Below are 16,438 nucleotides of genomic sequence, written 5' to 3'. Positions count from 1 at the left end.
AAACCAGCATCATATTATCCGAAAAGGGGGTCCCTCTTCGACGCCGATCGGGGGTCCCTTTTGAACGCCGTTTGACAACCGGAAAGACTACAATCCGCGCGGCGGATTGGCCGAACGGCGCGCCAGCGCTACTCCGCCATGCTGATCGTCACCTGGCAGGGACGAGACCCGTCAGGGGCTCGGTCGGAGCGCAGCGGAGATAGAGCGGCGGTCCCGCAGGGAGGCGCCACCCCTGACCTTGCACTTTTCCGCTTCATCGACTAACATGCAGTCAATGACTTATGGAGTTGCATATGGCAGTCATGACGATCCGAAACATCGACGATGCGATCAAAAATCGTCTGCGCCTGCGCGCTGCGATGCACGGTCGGTCGATGGAAGACGAGGCCCGCGACATCCTGCGTTCAGCGCTCTCGACCGAAATCCCCCGGCCTCGCAATTTGGGACAGGCCATCCATGAGAGGTTCGGCGCGCTGGGCGGTGTCGATCTGCCTGAGCTGTACCGCGAGCCGATCCGGGCGGTGGACTTCGGCGAATGATTGTTCTCGACACGAACGTCATTTCCGAGCTGATGCGGCGCGAGCCTGACCCGAGGGTCATGGCGTGGATTGCCGAGCAGCCGATGGCGGGCGTATTCACGACGACGCTGACGCAGGCGGAAATCTTCTACGGACTGGCGCTGCTTCCCGAGGGACGCCGCCGCGATGACCTGCTGGCCGCCGCACGCCCCATGTTCGATGTCGATCTTGCCGGCCGCGTGCTGCCGTTCGATACCGACGCGGCCAGCGCCTATCCAGAGATTGCCGCCGGGCGGAAACAGGGCGGCAAGCCGATCAGCCAGATCGACGCGCAGATTGCCGCCATCGTGCGCTCGCGCGGCGCGCGACTGGCGACTCGCAATGTGCGCGACTTCGCCGAGTGCGGGATAACGGTCGTCGATCCGTGGGGCGAAGCATGACGCCCGCCGCCGCACGACCCTATCTGCGCTACGCCGCGATGAAGCCTTTGTGCGAAGTGCGGACACGCGGCAGCGTGTCGAGATGGCTCTTCCTCGCAAAGTCCGTCGCCGCACGCCCCGTCGCTGGGCCGAGTGCCCGGACGACCTGCACGACTATACCAATCCCGTCGCGCCGCGCCGGGCGTCGCGCCGGTCGCGCGACGATGACGGGCCGCTCGTCGTCACTGACGACTGGCCGGAGCAAGTTCCGATCGGCGACGCCGAGTTGCGCGCGATCGAAGGCCACATGCGGCAAGAGCTGGACAAGCTGTTCGGACCGCTGCCGTGAAGTGAGGAGTGAAGCGTTATGACCAGCGCCGCCCTGCGACGAGACGAGGATGAGGCGCCGGTCGTGGCGACCGCCCGCGCGGCGCTCTACCTGCGCGTCTCGACCGGCCGGCAGGCCGAGAGCGATCTTTCGATTCCCGACCAGCGCCGCCAGATCGAAGGGTATTGTCTGTCACGCGGCTGGGAAGTCGCGGCCCAGTTCGTCGAGCCGGGCAACACCGCGACCGACGATCGCCGGCCTGCCTTTCAGGCCATGATCGACGCGGCGATGACAAAGCCGCCGACGTTCACCGTCATTGTCGTCCACAGCTTCTCGCGGTTCTTCCGCGACCAGTTCCAGTTCGAGTTCTACGTCCGCAAGCTGGCGAAGAACGGGGTGAAGCTCGTCTCGATCACGCAAGACTTGGGCGACGATCCGATGAGCGTGATGATGCGCCAGATCATGACGCTGTTCGACGAGTATCAGTCGAAAGAGAACGGCAAGCACACGCTTCGCGCGATGAAGGAGAATGCGCGGCAAGGCTTCTGGAACGGCGCTCGTGCGCCGATCGGCTATCGCGTGGTCGCGGCGGGCGAGCGCGGCGCAAAGATCAAGAAGAAGCTGGAGATCGACCCGAACCAGGCGGAGACGGTGCGGCGCATCTACCGCATGGCGCTGAATGGCGTCGATAACAGAGGACCGATGGGCCTCAAGTCGATCGCCACTTGGCTGAACGAGAACAACATCCGCACCCGCGACGGCGGGCGCTGGGGCTTGGGCGCGGTGCATCAGGTGTTGACCCGCACGACCTATATCGGCCAGCACCGTTTCAACACGCGCGATCACAAGACCAGGACGCCGAAGCCGGAGAGCGAGCACGCCATCATGGAAGTGCCCGCCATCGTCTCGGAAACGGAGTTCGAGGCGGTCCAGCGGTCGCTCAAGGCGCGGAGTCCGAAGATGATGCCGCCAATGGCGGTGGGCGGCCCGACGCTGCTCACCGGCATCTGCTTTTGCGCCTGCTGCGGCGGCGCGATGACGCTGCGCACGGGCACCAGCAGCGTCGGGCGGGAATATCGCTATTACACTTGCTCGACGAAGGCGCGACAGGGCGCGACCGGCTGTCCCGGCATCACCGTGCGGATGGATCGGCTTAATGAGGCCGTGGTCGATCATCTCGAAGCGCGGCTACTCGACCCGGCGCGGCTCGAAGCTCTGATGAATCAGATCCTCGAACGCCGCGACGAGTGGGTGAATCAGCGCCGCGAGCATGTCGCCGATCTTGAGCGACGCGCGACCGAGGCGGAAGCCAAGCTCAAGCGGCTTTACGACGCGATCGAGAATGGCGTCATCGACGTAAGCGATCCGTCGCTCAAGGATCGCATCGCCGAGCTGACCGCGACGCGCGACCAGGCCAAGGGAGATTCTGAGCGCGCACTTGCCCATATCGTGAAGATCGGCCCGGCGATCACGCCGGAGAGCCTGCGCGCCTTTGCAGCCGCCCTGAAAAAGAAGCTGCGGAACGGCGACGGCACTTTCGCCCGCGATCAGGTGCGGGCGGTCGCCCAGCGGGTCGAGGTGGTCAGCCGGAAAGAGGTCCGTATTCGCGGCCTGCGCAGCGAGCTGCTCCGAACGCTAACCGCCGCCTCTGGCGTAGAGGCGGCGGTGCTAGGCGTTCGTGCCTTTGAACCGAAATGGCGCACCCGACAGGATTCGAACCTGTGACCTTCGCCTTCGGAGCTAGAACTACAATGCTACGCTAGCTTTGTCGACCCAACGCTAGAGTGCTATAACTCACTGTTTATACAATGTTTTATTGACAAGAAGGGTTCTCCAAGCTACCCTAATGACCCCCACAGTTTTCGTTCTGGTGGTGAGTTTTTGGTGAGTTTTTGGATCTGCTCTAGCGAGGTGCGTTATGCCAAAACTGACGAAAACGGTCGTAGACAAGTCTGAGCCGCGTGAGCGGCAATACACTGTCTGGTGCAGCGAGCTGAAGGGCTTCGGCATATTCGTGCTGTCCTCCGGCACGCGGACATACTTCGTCGACTACCGCAATGCCAACAATGTGCGTCGCCGGATGAAGCTGGGCCGGCATGGCGCTGTTACCGCCGAACAGGCTCGGATGCTAGCGATCCAGGCGCTTGCCGAAGTCTCCAAGGGCAACGATCCGCTGGAGGATCGCAATAGCACCCGCAAGGCCATCTCGGTCAAGGAACTCTGCGAGCTTTACATCAAGGAACTGGAAGAGGGCCGCATACTTGGGAAAGGCGGTCGGCCGAAGAAGGCGAGCACCAAGATCACCGATCTTGGCCGGATCAACCGGCACATCATCCCGTTGCTTGGCAAGAAGCCTGTCACCCATGTCACCAAGGCCGATGTGACGGCGATGATGAAGGACATCATGGCCGGCAAGACGCGCACCAGCGAGAAGACTAAGAAGCTGCGCGGCAAGTCGATCGTGCGGGGCGGCCTTGGCGCTGCGAGCCGCACGGTCGGTCTGCTCGGCGGCATTTTTACCTATGCGCGGGACGAACTCGGCATCATTGAGCTCAATCCAGCGCATGGTGTTCGCAAGCCGAAGGACGTGGTGCGGACTCGCCGGCTGAATGAGGATGAGTATCGAAGCCTCGGTCGCATTCTCACCAAAGCGGCTGAGGACGAACGCTATACGCGGATCGTCGACATCATCCGGCTGATCGCCATGTCAGGCTGCCGTCGCGGCGAGATCATCGAACTGCAGAAGGTGGAGATCGACTCGGTTGGGAGCGCCTTCCGGTTTGAGGATACCAAGGAGGGCCAGTCCGTCCGTCCGATGGGCTTGCCCGTTGCCGAGTATTTCGACGAGCGCGATTGGAGCGGCGACAGCCCCTATGTGTTTCCCGGCGAGAGGAACCGAGACAAGCCGTTCGGCAGCTTCCCCAGGCATTGGGAAAAGATCTTCGCCGAAACCGAGCTGGCAGACCTCACCGCCCATGTCCTGCGTCACAGCTTCGCCAGCATTGCAAATGATCTCGGCTTCACCGAGATCACGATTGCGGCGCTGCTCGGCCATGCGTCGGGCTCGATCACGAGCCGTTATGTGCATACACTTGATGCGGCGCTCGTCATGGCGGCCGACACGGTGTCGGGCTACATTCAAGCGCTTCTGGATGGGGCGGTCCTGTCCCATACCCATTACGCGCTCGATCGCAGCTCCAGAAAGGCGGCGCTGGCGCGGTTCCTCTCGCCCCAATCGGATACCTCGGCGCGATCGGAAGAACCGGAGCGTCTGGCAGCCTGAACCAAACGCCCGGTTGCGCCGCGCTCCCGCCTCGCGGGGGCTGGCGCGACATGGGCCGCGGCCCGGATCGGGCAACTGCGTGGAGACCATCGCACCAAAAGGGGGGATGGAGATGGAGGTGAATGTTCCGACAATCTGAGTAATTGGCTAGGTGTTTAGTCCCAGTATGTGATGGTGTAAGATTGTCATCATCCCAGCGGAGGGAGCTATGGGGCAGGTTCTTCACGGCAGCGCCAAGACCACGCACGTCATACGAGCGGAGCTACAGCGATCGGAGGCTTCGATCGCGAGCCTCGCCAAGCGGTTCGGGATCAACGAAAAGACAGTGCTGAAGTGGCGCGGTCGGCAATCGGTCGAGGACATGCCGATGGGTCCCAAGGAGCGGCGCAGCACCGTGCTGTCGCCTATGGAAGAGGCTGCGATCGTCGCCCTGCGCGTACAAGCTCGGCTGCCGCTCGATGACGTCTACATAGCCTTGAAGGACGTGATCCCCCATCTCACGCGCTCGTCGTTGCACCGCTGCCTGCAACGGCATGGGATCAGCCAGCTACCCAAGGCTGATCGCGAAAAGCCCAAGAAGTTCAAGGCCTACGAAATCGGCTACTTCCATATCGACATCGCCGAACTGCGCTACGCGGGAGGCAAGGCGTACCTGTACGTGGCCGTAGACCGTACCTCGAAGCTGGTTTTCGCACGCATCTACCGCAAGGCAACCAAGCTGGCCGCTGCCGGCTTTCTGAAGGCCCTGATCAAGACGGTGCCTTACAAGATCCACACCGTACTGACCGATAACGGCGTACAGTTCGTCCAGCTGGAGCGAGGTACGAAGTTGACCTTCCCGCACATCTTCGGGCGCGTCTGCTCAGAAGCAGGCATCGAACACCGTCTCACAAAGCCTTACCACCCGTGGACCAACGGACAGGCCGAACGCATGGTGAGGACCATCAAGGAGGCAACCGTGAAGTCGTTCCACTATGCCTCCATCACCGAACTGCGGCGACACGTCCGAGATTGGCTGATCGCCTACAACTTCGCCAAGCAACTCAAAGCGATCAGGTTCCAAACCCCGTACGAGGCTATCGAGGACCTCTGGAAATCCAAGCCGGACATCTTTAACGTTAAGCCAAACCATCACATGCTGGGACTAAACACCTAGTGCATCGGCGCCAGATTTTACGACACAAACGCCAGTTTGATGGTTACCCAGGCGCGACGATAATGGCGACCTTCTATGTTTTCATAGGGTTGAAGTGTCCTTGCGGCACTTGAGAAGCCTCACGCTTTTCTGGCGGCCATATCGAGCGCGACATCGACGATCATGTCCTCCTGACCGCCGACCATCTTCCGTTTGCCCAGTTCGACCAGGATCGCACGTGTATCGACGCCATATTCCGCGCTCGCCTTCTCCGCATGGCGCAGAAAGCTGGAATAGACCCCGGCATAACCCAGCGTCAGCGTCTCGCGGTCAACCCGCACCGGGCGGTCCTGCAGCGGTCGCACCAGTTCTTCTGCCGCATCCATGAGTGCGTAGAGATCGGTGCCATGGTTCCAGCCCATCCGGTCGGCGGCCGCGATGAACACTTCCAGCGGCGCGTTGCCCGCTCCTGCGCCCATGCCGGCCAAGGACGCATCGACCCGGATCGCGCCGCCCTGCACCGCAACGATGCTGTTGGCGACACCCAGCGAAAGATTGTGATGCGCGTGCACGCCCCGCTGCGTTTCCGGCTTCAGCACCCGGTCATAGGCCTGGAGCCGGGCGGCGTAGTCGTCCATCGACATGGCACCGCCGCTGTCGGTGACATAAACGCAATGCGCGCCGTAGCTTTCCATGAGCTTGGCCTGCTGTGCGAGCGCATCCGGCACAGACATGTGGCTCATCATCAGGAAACCCGAGACATCCATGCCAAGACCCCGCGCGAATTCGATATGCTGCTTGGCGACGTCCGCTTCCGTGCAATGGGTTGCGACCCGAACCGAGCGCACGCCCAGCTCATAGGCATGCTTGAGATCGTGGATCGTGCCGATGCCTGGCAGCAGCAGGGTGGTCAGTACGGAATGTTCGAGCACCTCGGCCACCGCGCCGATCCAGTCCCAATCGGTATGCGCGCCGAAGCCATAATTGAAGGAGGAGCCCGACAGCCCGTCGCCGTGCGCCACCTCGATCGCGTCGACCTTCGCCCGGTCGAGCGCCCTGGCGATCGCCTGGACATGGCCCAACCCGTACTGGTGACGGATCGCGTGCATCCCGTCGCGCAGCGTGACATCCTGGATATAGAGCTTGGTGGTGGTCGGATCGAAGCTCATGCCAAGGTTCCTTCATGCATTCTGACCGCCATGCGTTCGGCGGTCCTGAGCGCCGCTGAAGTCATGATGTCGAGATTGCCGGCATAGGCCGGCAGGTAGTGGGCCGCGCCTTCCACTTCGAGGAAGACGGAGACCTTGAGGCCGGTGAATTCGCCATTCATCTCCGGGATGCGCAGCGGCTGGTTCGACCCGATATGCTCGAACTGGACCTCCTGTTTCAGGCGGTAGCCGGGCACATAGGTCTGCACCTCGGCCACCATATCCTTGATTGATTGCGTGATCGCAGCCTGATCGCCGTCCTCGCACAGGCAATAGACCGTATCACGCATGATCAGCGGCGGCTCCGCCGGGTTGAGAACGATAATTGCCTTGCCGCGCATCGCGCCGCCTACATCGACAATCGCCTGGCTGGTGGTTTCGGTGAATTCGTCGATATTGGCGCGCGTGCCCGGCCCGGCGCTCCTGGAGGCGATGGACGCGACGATCTCGCCATAATGTACTTTCGCCACGCGATTGATCGCATGCACGATGGGAATGGTCGCCTGGCCGCCGCAGGTGACCATGTTGACGTTGGTTGCATCGAGATTGGCGCCGCCGTTGACTGACGGAATCGTATAGGGTCCGATGGCGGCCGGCGTCAGGTCGATAACCCGCTTGCCTGCCGCGCGCAGCAGAGAGTCGTGATGTTTATGCGCTCCCGCCGAAGTGGCGTCGAACACGATTTCGATCTCAGAAAAACCTGGCATGGCCATGAGACCTTCGACGCCCTCTGCGGTGATCGGAACGCCCATCCGCTGGGCTCGTTTCAGGCCGTCGGATTCCGGATCGATGCCGACGAATGCGCCCATCTCCAGGGTGTCGGACAGCCTAATGACCTTGATCATCAGATCGGTGCCGATATTGCCCGACCCGATGATCGCGATTTTCGTCTTCTTGCTCATGCCCTAGCCTTCGTATGTGAACCCGACGGAGCCGAGCCCGCCGATCGTGGCCTTCACGCTGTCGCCCGGCTGCAGCGCCGCCATGGGGCCGAGCGCGCCCGTCAGCACGACATCGCCCTTGCGCAGCGGCTCGCCGCGTTCGGCCAGCGTGTTGGCTAGCCAGGTCGCGGCGTTCAGCGGGTGGCCCAGGCAAGCGACGCCGGCACCGAGCGAGGCGACGGAGCCGTTGACTTCGAGCGCCATGCCGCACGTCCACAGGTCCAGCCCGGCCAGGGGCTTGCGGTCCTTGCCGAGCACGAACATCGCGGACGACCCGTTATCGGCGACGGTATCGGCGAAGGTGATCTTCCAGTCGGCGATGCGGCTGTCGACGATCTCGATGGCCGCAGCGACGCCGGCGACCGCCGCTTCCACTTGATCGCGGGTGACGGTGCCGGCCGGCAGGTCCGCGCCGATGATCAGCGCGACTTCCGCTTCCGCTTTCGGCTGGATCAGCCGGCCCGCCGGCGAGGTTGCGCCATCGGGCAATTCCATATCGTGGAACAGGACACCGAAATCCGGCTGATCGACGCCGAGTTGCTGCTGCACCGCCTTCGCTGTCAGCCCGACTTTGCGCCCGACAATCCGGCGCCCCGCCGCTTCCCAGAAGCGCGTGTTGATAGCCTGGATGGCATAGGCCGCTTCTACATCGCGGGAATCGAGGCCATCGCGCAGGGGAGGGACGGTCTGGCCCGAATAGGCATCGCGAAGCCTCGTGGCCAGATCGTTCCAGATGGATTTCTTCACCATCGCCACTCCTAAGCAAGATATCATTAGTCGATGTAATAGGGAGTTTGCGCTGGCTCAATCGCGCTATGCCTCATATAACTCACAATATGAGACAAGGCACACCCAGGTTAAGCTCTGTCGAGCGCTCACTGGACCTTCTGGATCGCATCATTCTTGATCAAGGTCGGAGACCGGCGCATGAAATAGGGCGGCAGCTCGAACTCAAGCGCGCCACTGTCTATCGTATGGTCAAGACACTTGAGGAATATGGCCAACTGCGTGCGTGTCAGCGCGGCCACTATGTCGCCGGACGGCGGATTTTACATATGCTGGTTTCGGTCGATCGCCATCGCGTTTACGCGGAACTTGCTCGACCACTGATACGAAAACTCGCCAAGGCGGTGGGGCATACCGTTCACCTGGGGGCGTTGGAAGGAGATATGACGACTTACCTGGTCAAGGAAGGGCGTGCCGACGACGCGTTGCTCACGCGCGAAGACATGCAGCTCGAATCCTATTGTTCCGGCATTGGCAAGGTGCTGCTTGCCCATCTGCCCGAGACGGACCAGGAGCGCTATTTGTCTGGCGGACCTTTCGTACGCTTGACGCAAAATACTATCGTTGATCCGGACGAGCTGCGCGACCATCTGAAAAGCGTCAGGGCCTCGGGCTATGCAATCGACGATCGCGAAATCGCCCCGGACCTTTGCTGCCTGGCTGTCCCCATCGTGCAACCCGATCGATGCGTTACGCTGGCTCTATCCGTCTCGAGCATCGATCAGGGAAAATTCGAAAAATCCCGCGATGCGCTGTTGAGGAAGCTTACCCAAACAGCCGAACAAATAGCGCGACGTCTGTGAGGTTGAGATTTCGACGCCTGGCGTCCTCGATCGGGACGACTGAAATGCTGCGCGACAATCAGGGTGAGCAGCGCGCGACATGAATTAGCGGAGTATCGGCCTCGTCTGGGCGTTGATGGTATGCTGCGAGCTTGCGGTAGGCGACCCCTGACCTAGGCTCGAACTTCGTTTGCAAGAAAGAAGGACTAACCGCATGAACGATGATATTCGCCCATTCACCCTCGCGATCGAAGAGACCGTGCTCGTTGATCTGCGGCGGCGGCTGGAACACGCGCGCTGGCCGCAGCAGGAAACCGGCCAGGGCTGGGATCAGGGCATGCCGCTGGCGCAGATGCGCGCCATCGCGGATTATTGGCGCACCGATTACGACTGGCGGCGCTGCGAGACGATGCTGAACGGCTTTGGCCAGTTCGTCACGGAAATCGATGGCCTCGACATTCACTTTTTGCATGTGTGCTCGCCGGAGCCCGACGCTATGCCCTTGCTGATGACGCATGGGTGGCCGGGTTCTGTGATCGAGTTCCACAAGGTGATCGGCCCGCTCACCAATCCTGCCGCACATGGCGGCCGGGCGGAAGATGCCTTTCATCTTGTCCTGCCATCGCTGCCGGGGTATGGATTTTCAGGCAAGCCGACGCAGGCAGGCTGGAAGGTGCAGCGCATTGCCCAGGCGTGGTCGATACTGATGCGACGCTTGGGATATACGCGCTATGTCGCGCAAGGCGGCGACTGGGGCGCAGGAATCACAACCGCGCTGGGTGCCCAAAGGCCGGAGGGCTTGGCCGGCGTTCATGTCAATCTACCGATGGTGCTGCCGCGTGACATACCAGCGGAGCTCTCGACCGAAGAGAAGGCCATGTTGGATGCATTAGCTCACTACAATGCATGGGAGTCCGGTTATTCGATCCAGCAGGCAACGCGGCCACAAACGCTTGGTTATGGCCTTGCCGATTCGCCGGTGGCGCAAGCCGCATGGATCATCGAGAAATTCCATGCCTGGACCGATCATGACGGCAATCTGCCTGCCACCCTCACGCGCGATGACATGCTCGACAATGTGATGCTCTATTGGCTGACAAACAGCGGCACATCCTCTGCACGACTCTATTGGGAAAGTTCTGTGGGTGCCTTTTCCGGCGCACGGATCGAACTGCCTGCCGGATGCAGTGTGTTCCCTAATGAGCTTTACCGTGCGCCGCGCAGCTGGTGCGAAAGCCACATGCCCAACCTTATCCACTGGAACGAGTTGGACAGGGGCGGGCATTTCGCCGCGTTCGAAGTGCCTGATCTGTTCATCAGCGAAGTGCGCAGTTGCTTTGGTAAGTTGCGCAGTTCCGGATTCGCCGCATAATGAGACCTGTGCGCGGGTGGGTGTAGACATCGGTATTGATTGTTGATTCTATGGGCTTTCTGAAAAGGAGGGCCGGACGTGGCGCATCGTTCGATTGGTCAGGAGCGGTTCGGTTTTGCTGGGAGCATACGGTCCGTATCATCGCGCAACGCGGCCTTCAGACCACGCTAGCTGGCCTGCTGCCCCTTCTCGGTTGCATTTAAATCCGTATGGGCGATGTTTTCTTCCGGCATTTAAAATCATCACGATCTTCTGGCCGCCATATCGAGCGCGACATCGATGATCATATCCTCCTGACCCCCGACCAACTTGCGCTTGCCGAGTTCGACCAGGATCGCACGCCAGGGTTCCTTCCAGAAGCGAGACTCTCAAGTTCTTTGGTGCCGATCGAAGCTCACGCCCACCCCAGGCGGCGCGCATCGTCGAGATCGGCGGGCGTGTCGAGATCGAAGGCGAGTCCGGGATGATCGCGAATAATTGCGGCACCTTGTGCCGCGGCGAGATGCCGGGCGAAGCTCCGTTCACCGAACGAAAAGGCAAACGGCCGGGCATCGTGCAGGGCGATCGCATTCGTGCCCTGGCCATGCCGGTCGGGCGCGATGGCAACGCCTTGTTCCCCGGCGCTGGCGAGAAGCAAGCGGACGTCGCCGGCGGTCAACAGAGGCAGGTCGCCGCTTATGGCCAGCAGCGGCGTATAAGCTAGCGCCGCCCGCACCCGATCCAACTCAGCGTTGAGTCCTGCGCCATAGTCCGGCTCCCATGGCAAGCCGGCCCAAGGCACCGGCGACAACACGCGCGTTGGAATGCCTGCCTCATCCAATGCGGCGAGGACCCGCGCTGCCATGCGGTCGCTCAGCGTTTGGCGCTCCTGCAGTGACATGCAGGAAGCAAGACGCGACTTTCTCAGTGCGCGCAGTTTCAGCGGGACGATCGCGGTCCAGATCATCGCGATCCGATCGACGTAGCCAGCATCAGTGCCACCTCTGCGACGCGCATCTTGTCTCGGTCGTCGCGCATCATCGTGTCCGTTTGCGCGAGTTCGACACCCTCCGCAGCATCGTCGCCGTTATGGATCACCAGGCCATCGATCAGGCCGTGATAATGGGCGGCAATGCCGGCGTTGCTCACCTCCAGACCCAGCTCGCGCATGAGTTTTGCGGTCGGCCCCTTGACCGCCACGCCACCGACGATCGGCGAGACCGCCACGACCGGCGCGCGCGCTTTGCCCAATGCCGCGCGAAGGCCAGGAACGGCAAGCAGCGGATCGATGCTCAGGAAGAGATTGGACGGGGCGATCAGGATAGCATCGGCCGCATGGATCGCCTCGATCACGCCAGGCGCCGGGCGCGCCGTCTCCGCCCCCTCGAACCGGATTGCCTGCACCGCCGGCTCGCAGCGTCGCTCGACGAAGTAGCGCTGGAAGGCGAGCGGGCCTTCCCCGGTCTGGACGACAGTCGCCACCGGATCGTCGCTCATCGGCAGGATCGCCGCGCCTATCCCCCAGGCACGCGCAAAATCCGCTGTGATCGCCGACAATGGCTCGCCCGCCGCGCGCCGCGCAGTCCGAAGGACATGTAGCGCAAGGTCGCCGTCGCCGAGCGCGAACCAGTCTTCGCCGCCGAGCGAGCGGAGCGCCGCCAGGAAGCTCCAGGTCTCGCCCTCGCGGCCCCAGCCCTGCGCGGCATTGGCCTTGCCGGCCAGCGTGTAGAGCAACGTGTCGATATCGGGCGATATGGCAAGGCCGAGATGGGTGAAGTCGTCGCCGGTGTTGACGATCGCCGTCACCTCTCCGGGCAGAAGGGTATGGATCAGACCGAGCACCAGCTTGGCGCCGCCGACGCCGCCGGTCAGCACCACTATGCTCACTGGAACAGATCCTCGGCGAGCGGGCGGACGAGGGCGGTGGCGCGCGCATCGGGCGCTTGCGTCGCCGGCACGCCGCGCACGATCACGGCGGGTATGCTCTCCGCACCCTCCCCGGTCGCGATGCCGGCGGCGCTCGCGATCATGTCGGCGAGCGCGACCTGGGTGACCTCCAGCCTGCGCCCCTCGCGATCGAGTTCGCCGCGCCGGTCGATCAGCGCGGGCAGCCCGCTCGCCCCGATCGCCACATTGACGACGCCGTAGCGCCAGGGACGGCCAAAGCTGTCCGAGATGAGAACACCCGGCACCTGTGGCCAGAGCGCCGCCAGCGCCCCGCGGATCCGCGCCGCCGAGGCATCGGCGTCGAGGGGCAACAGCAGGACGGCATCGTCGCGCCCCGGCCCCAGATTGGATCGGTCGATCCCCGCATTGGCCATCACCAGCCCGGAGCGGTGGCGCGTGATTAGCACATTGGGGGCAGCGCGAACCACCGCGACGCTCTCCGCCAGCACCAGCTCGACCAGGCGCGCATCCTTGCGGGTAATCTCCGCCAGCTCCAGCGCCCGCACGCCGGGCGTCATGCTTGCCAGATCGACAAAGCGCGCCTCGGCTTTCGAGACGATTTTCTGCGTGACGACCAGGATGTCGGCTGCGTCGGGGACGATCCCGGCTGCCCGCGCCGCCGCCGCAAGGACGCCAGCGAGATCGGCGCCCGGCTCGATCTCGCCGATGCCGTCCAAGGGGAAGATCTGGATCATGCCGCGAGGACGACCCTCAGTCCGTCGGTTCGATCAGCGTCCCGGTGATCCGGATGCCGGCGCCGTCGACCTGATAGGTTTTGTTGAGGAAGATAAGCACCGAGGTCAGTGCCTCGGCCGCGGCCGCATTGACGAGCGCGCCGCCGTGCAGCCCGCGCAGGCCCATCTGTTCTGCCAGACCGATCACCTCGGCGCGTGCGGCCTTGTCGTCGCCGAACACCAGCACGTCGCAGTCGACATCCGCATCGGTGATGAGCGTGTGCGCGGCGACATTATGGAAGGCGGAGACCAGCGTCACCCCCTCGCCCAGCAGCGACTGCGCGCGCATGGCGGCGCTTCCTTCGACGGGAAGCTGGACGCGCATCACCTTGGGCGGCACCAGCGGCACCGTCGTGTCGATGACGATCTTGCCCGCGACATGCGGCGCGATCCCGGCCAGCGTCGCTCCTTGCGCCGCGAACGGCACGGTGACGATGACAATGTCGCAGGCGGCGGCCGCATCGGCATTGGCCGCCCCCGTCAGATCGAAGCCCAGCTCCTCCGCCGCTTTCGCCGCGCTCTCCGACGAACGCGAACCGATGACGACCCGGCGCCCCGCCTTCGCTAGCCGCCGCGCGATCGCCGCGCCCAGATTGCCGGTGCCGCCGACAACGGCAACGCTCTTCAGATCGGTCATCCTATTCTCCTGCAGGGATTTGTGTATCGGCCCGCACGGGCGCGTAGAGGGTCGTGCGCTGGCGGGCGTGGCGTCCGGCCAACGCGGCCAGCGCCGCCATCCGCTCGGGATCGCAGAGCTGCCCGTTCTGGCCGCCCGCCGCGCGGGTGATCGATTCGTCCATCAGCGTGCCGCCCAGATCGTTGGCGCCAGCCCGGAGCGCCGCGACCGCGCCCTCACCGCCGAGCTTGACCCAGCTCGCCTGGATGTTGGGGATCAGCGGATGGAGCGCCAGCCGCGCGACGGCGTGCATCAGCAGCGTCTCGCGCGCACTCGGGCCGGAGCGGGCGCGACCCTTGCGCCAGATCGGCGCCTCCATGTGGACGAAGGGCAGCGGTACGAACTCGGTGAAGCCGCCTGTCTCCTCCTGAAGGTCACGGACGAGCAGCAGATGGCGCGCCCAATGCTCGTAACCCTCAACATGGCCGAACATGATCGTCGCGGTCGTGCGCAGGCCGACGCGGTGGGCCGTCCGCATCACCTCCAGCCACTGGGCGGTATCGACCTTGTCTGGGCAGATGATCGCCCGAACCTCGTCGTCGAGGATCTCGGCGGCGGTGCCGGGCAGGGTGGAGAGTCCGGCCTGCTTCAGCCGCGTCAGATAATCCTCCAGCGGCAGGCCGAGCGTCGCGGCGCCATGCGTCACTTCCAGCGGCGAGAAGGCGTGGATGTGGATCGACGGTGCCGCCGCGCCCACCGCGCGGAGCACGTCGAGATAAGTGTTGCCATCATAATCGGGGTGGATGCCGCCCTGCAGACACACCTCGGTCGCATCGCGCTCGACCGCCTCGGCCGCGCGGCGGCCCACTTCCTCCAGGTCCAGGCGATAGGCCGGTCCGCGCTCGGCCTTGGTGCTGCCCTTGGAGAAGGCGCAGAAGCCGCATTTGTAGAGACAGATGTTGGTGTAGTTGATGTTGCGGTTGATGACGAAACTCACCGCTTCGCCCGCCACTTCGCGGCGCAAGGCATCGGCGGCATCGGCGACCAGTGCGACATCCGGCCCATCCGCCTCGAACAGCCGCACGATATCGGCGGAGGCAAGACGGTCGCCCGCCGTTGCGCGGCTCAGGATAGCGCGCAGACTGTCTGAGCGCACGGTTTTACCCGAGACGCGCTCCACTGGCATCGGCTCGCCGGTACCGGGGTGCCAGCCATCGACGACCGGTAGCCCGCGCGCATCGACCGAACGCCGCACCACCCTGGCCAGCGCCGGATCGAGCCAGCGATCGGGATCGCGCGCGAAGGCGGGACCGATCGCCAGCCGCTCACGCAGCACCCGCCCGGCGGCGGCGGTCGCTTCTTCCAGCGCATCCAGATGCGGCCACGGCGCCTCAGGGTTCACATGGTCGGGGGTCACCGGCGATACGCCTCCCCAGTCGTTTACGCCCGCGCGCAACAGCGCCGCCAAATCCTCGGGCCCGTGGAGGTTGGGCGGCGCCTGGATGGTCATCTGCGGCCCCAGGATCAGCCGGGCAACCGCGATCGTCCAGAGATGTTCCTCGAGCGAGGGCTCGGGATGCTGGGCCATCCGCGTGCCGGGCTTGGCCCGGAAGTTCTGGATGATCACTTCCTGGATATGGCCAGGCGTGCGCTGCAGGTCACGGATCGCGACCAGCGCCTCGACACGCTCGGCGCGGGTCTCGCCGATGCCGATCAGCAGCCCGGTGGTGAACGGCACGCCAGCCCGCCCCGCCGCCGCGATCGCCGCCAGCCGGCGTGCCGGCAGCTTGTCCGGCGAGCCATGGTGGGGTCCGCCCTTTGCCGACAAGCGATCCGAGGTCGTCTCAAGCATCAGCCCCATCGAGGCGGAGACCGGGCGGAGCGCGGCATAGTCCGCATCGTCCATCAGCCCCGGGTTGAGGTGCGGCAGCAGGCCGGTCTCCGTCAGCACGGCTTCGGCCATCTCGCGCAGATAGGACAAGGTGGTCGGATGGCCCAGCCCGGTCAGCGCCGCCCGCGCAGCGCCGTAGCGCGCCTCCGGCCGGTCCCCCAGAGTGAACAGTGCCTCCCGGCATCCCGCTGCCACCCCTGCGCGTGCGATCGCCAGCACCTCGTCGCGCGATAGATAGGCCTGGCCGATCTTCCGAGGCGTGGTCGCAAAGGTGCAATAATGGCACACGTCCCGGCACAGCTGGGTCAGCGGAATGAACACCTTGCGCGAATAGGTGACGATAGCACCTGGCCCAGCGAGGGTCATTTCGTTCGATCTTTGCATTAGATCAGAGATGCCGAGATCGAGGAATTCTATTGCCATAATAGATATTTTACCGCTTTCGGGTTATGCGTATCTTAAGTTCCGGATGGCAGTAGACCCAGATGGAGTGGCAGCT

The 16,438-nt window shown here is 63.6% G+C and carries 16 protein-coding genes and 1 pseudogene; 8 read left to right on the top strand and 9 right to left on the bottom strand.

The genetic code is table 11. From position 1 onward, the window contains the following. The first annotated feature begins 293 nt into the window (after nucleotides 1-293). The 6 genes from AC3WS4_RS09145 to AC3WS4_RS09120 all read left to right on the top strand — a co-directional run bounded on the left by AC3WS4_RS09145 (nucleotide 294) and on the right by AC3WS4_RS09120 (nucleotide 5,704). Nucleotides 294-539, top strand: a complete 246-nt coding sequence (locus AC3WS4_RS09145; RefSeq protein ID WP_170935525.1) for a FitA-like ribbon-helix-helix domain-containing protein — start codon at nucleotides 294-296, stop codon at nucleotides 537-539. Beyond that, nucleotides 536-958, top strand: a complete 423-nt coding sequence (locus AC3WS4_RS09140) for a type II toxin-antitoxin system VapC family toxin (RefSeq protein ID WP_058817955.1) — start codon at nucleotides 536-538, stop codon at nucleotides 956-958. Before AC3WS4_RS09145 ends, AC3WS4_RS09140 begins: the two co-directional genes overlap by 4 nt. A gap of 82 nt (nucleotides 959-1,040) precedes the next feature. Further along, nucleotides 1,041-1,286, top strand: coding sequence for a hypothetical protein (locus AC3WS4_RS09135; RefSeq protein ID WP_058817956.1), 246 nt, complete (start codon nucleotides 1,041-1,043; stop codon nucleotides 1,284-1,286). Nucleotides 1,287-1,304: 18 nt separating this feature from the next. Beyond that, the gene (locus AC3WS4_RS09130; RefSeq protein ID WP_082660473.1) at nucleotides 1,305-2,990 is read left to right on the top strand and encodes a recombinase family protein; all 1,686 of its coding nucleotides are present in this window, start codon (nucleotides 1,305-1,307) and stop codon (nucleotides 2,988-2,990) included. A 193-nt stretch (nucleotides 2,991-3,183) separates the two neighbouring features. Then, nucleotides 3,184-4,548 (top strand): tyrosine-type recombinase/integrase, encoded by a 1,365-nt coding sequence (locus AC3WS4_RS09125; RefSeq protein WP_492734872.1) that lies wholly within the window; start codon nucleotides 3,184-3,186, stop codon nucleotides 4,546-4,548. Between the two features lie 208 nt (nucleotides 4,549-4,756). Further along, nucleotides 4,757-5,704 carry an IS481 family transposase gene (locus AC3WS4_RS09120; RefSeq protein ID WP_492734873.1) on the top strand — a complete coding sequence of 316 codons (948 nt, stop codon included), beginning with the start codon at nucleotides 4,757-4,759 and terminating at the stop codon, nucleotides 5,702-5,704. Nucleotides 5,705-5,823: 119 nt separating this feature from the next. Here the strand turns inward: AC3WS4_RS09120 and dmpG are convergent, their stop codons facing one another. The 3 genes from dmpG to AC3WS4_RS09105 are packed head-to-tail and all read right to left on the bottom strand — an operon-like array spanning nucleotide 5,824 to nucleotide 8,582. After that, nucleotides 5,824-6,852, bottom strand: coding sequence for a 4-hydroxy-2-oxovalerate aldolase (gene dmpG, locus AC3WS4_RS09115; RefSeq protein WP_492734875.1), 1,029 nt, complete (start codon nucleotides 6,850-6,852; stop codon nucleotides 5,824-5,826). Next, on the bottom strand, nucleotides 6,849-7,793 hold the full coding sequence (locus AC3WS4_RS09110; RefSeq protein WP_492734877.1) for an acetaldehyde dehydrogenase (acetylating): 945 nt from the start codon (nucleotides 7,791-7,793) through the stop codon (nucleotides 6,849-6,851). The genes dmpG and AC3WS4_RS09110 overlap by 4 nt, the downstream gene beginning before the upstream one ends. Before the next feature lie 3 nt (nucleotides 7,794-7,796). Continuing rightward, nucleotides 7,797-8,582: a 2-keto-4-pentenoate hydratase gene (locus AC3WS4_RS09105; protein WP_492734879.1), complete on the bottom strand. Its 786-nt coding sequence runs from the start codon at nucleotides 8,580-8,582 to the stop codon at nucleotides 7,797-7,799. A gap of 86 nt (nucleotides 8,583-8,668) precedes the next feature. On the opposite strand from AC3WS4_RS09105, the gene AC3WS4_RS09100 reads away from it, so the two are divergent. Together AC3WS4_RS09100 and AC3WS4_RS09095 are read left to right on the top strand one after the other, a co-directional pair. Further along, nucleotides 8,669-9,421 carry an IclR family transcriptional regulator gene (locus AC3WS4_RS09100; RefSeq protein ID WP_492734881.1) on the top strand — a complete coding sequence of 251 codons (753 nt, stop codon included), beginning with the start codon at nucleotides 8,669-8,671 and terminating at the stop codon, nucleotides 9,419-9,421. Between the two features lie 193 nt (nucleotides 9,422-9,614). Next, entirely contained in the window at nucleotides 9,615-10,772 is a 1,158-nt protein-coding gene (locus tag AC3WS4_RS09095; RefSeq protein ID WP_492734883.1) for an epoxide hydrolase family protein, read from the top strand. Between the two features lie 242 nt (nucleotides 10,773-11,014). Here AC3WS4_RS09095 and AC3WS4_RS09090 read toward each other — a convergent pair. The 6 genes and pseudogenes from AC3WS4_RS09090 to cofH form a co-directional block, all read right to left on the bottom strand. Then, nucleotides 11,015-11,113 (bottom strand): annotated as a pseudogene (locus AC3WS4_RS09090) (hypothetical protein); the annotation flags it as partial. 53 nt (nucleotides 11,114-11,166) lie between these two features. Continuing rightward, nucleotides 11,167-11,718 (bottom strand): 2-phospho-L-lactate guanylyltransferase, encoded by a 552-nt coding sequence (cofC, locus tag AC3WS4_RS09085; RefSeq protein WP_062342927.1) that lies wholly within the window; start codon nucleotides 11,716-11,718, stop codon nucleotides 11,167-11,169. After that, nucleotides 11,715-12,632 (bottom strand): 2-phospho-L-lactate transferase, encoded by a 918-nt coding sequence (gene cofD / locus AC3WS4_RS09080; protein ID WP_492736574.1) that lies wholly within the window; start codon nucleotides 12,630-12,632, stop codon nucleotides 11,715-11,717. The genes cofC and cofD overlap by 4 nt, the downstream gene beginning before the upstream one ends. 2 nt (nucleotides 12,633-12,634) lie before the next feature. Continuing rightward, on the bottom strand, nucleotides 12,635-13,393 hold the full coding sequence (gene cofE / locus AC3WS4_RS09075) for a coenzyme F420-0:L-glutamate ligase (protein ID WP_062342931.1): 759 nt from the start codon (nucleotides 13,391-13,393) through the stop codon (nucleotides 12,635-12,637). 16 nt (nucleotides 13,394-13,409) lie between these two features. Beyond that, nucleotides 13,410-14,069, bottom strand: coding sequence for an NADPH-dependent F420 reductase (gene npdG, locus AC3WS4_RS09070; protein ID WP_062342933.1), 660 nt, complete (start codon nucleotides 14,067-14,069; stop codon nucleotides 13,410-13,412). Between the two features lies 1 nt (nucleotide 14,070). Further along, entirely contained in the window at nucleotides 14,071-16,305 is a 2,235-nt protein-coding gene (gene cofH, locus AC3WS4_RS09065; RefSeq protein WP_492734886.1) for a 5-amino-6-(D-ribitylamino)uracil--L-tyrosine 4-hydroxyphenyl transferase CofH, read from the bottom strand. Nucleotides 16,306-16,438 lie beyond the last annotated feature (133 nt).

The organism is Sphingopyxis sp. EU05-FHT14B03 (genome assembly GCF_058790875.1).
This window is presented reverse-complemented; position numbering and strand designations above follow the sequence as displayed.